Source organism: Yoonia sp. R2-816, from assembly GCF_046762905.1.
Taxonomy (GTDB): domain Bacteria; phylum Pseudomonadota; class Alphaproteobacteria; order Rhodobacterales; family Rhodobacteraceae; genus Yoonia.
Genome location: NZ_JBKQXN010000040.1, coordinates 1 through 830, shown reverse-complemented (window position 1 = coordinate 830; position 830 = coordinate 1). Strand labels below are relative to the sequence as shown.

Sequence of the window (830 nt, the reverse complement as noted above, 5' to 3'; positions counted from 1 at the left end):
ATCTCGCGGATCAGGTCGCTTGTCTCTGGTCGCATCGTTTGGTGCCGGTACCGCAGGGCACGGACCGTTCGCGACAAATCAAGACCGTCAATGGGTATCGCCACCAAGCCTATGTCTTCTGGAATTGCCGTTGATGGCAAGATCACCGCCCCAGAACCTTGCCGTGCAAGTTCGATCAGCCAATCGACCCGATTTGACCGATAGGCTGCATAGAGCTCGTGACCCTGATCAGCGCATGTGCTGTGCAGTGTGTCACGCATTTCGCAGTTCAGTCGGTCGAGCATGTTCGTGTTTGAGAGGACCGAAAGAGTTATTGCCTTCTCTTTCGCCAATGGGTGCTCGTATGATACCACCACTTTGTACTTTTCATCATAGAGCGCGTCTATGCGGTAAAGATCTTCGCTTGCTTTCTCTGCCGTAATCAAGACATCAAATTCGCCGTCTGTCAGACCAGGCAGCAACTCAGAAGAAGGCGCAACGATCAACTCAATATCGGCCCTTGGCAGTCGTGCACGAATGCGCTCCACCGCCGCCGAGATTCTGTTGTGGCCGATCGTTTCGCCGATTCCCACCGAGATCGGGACCCGGTCCAGTCGCATGTGTCGAACCGCCTCTTCCTTGGCTTGCTGCGTTTCATCACAAACCTTCTGAAGCCTTGGTTGCATGAGTTTCCCAAGCGCCGTCAACCTGGATCCGGCTCGATCCCGGATGAACAACGCGCCACCGAGTTCGTCCTCGAGTTTCTTGATGGCCGTTGTCAAAGACGGTTGGGAAACATTTGCCGCACTGGCGGCGTGGGTGAAATTGCGATGCTCGCAGACCGCAAGAAA

General features: G+C 54.8%; 1 protein-coding gene. It reads right to left on the bottom strand.

The window, feature by feature from the left end:
• Window positions 1–830: LysR family transcriptional regulator (locus ACFWW2_RS00620; RefSeq protein ID WP_393925426.1), on the bottom strand; the 830-nt coding region annotated here is incomplete at both ends.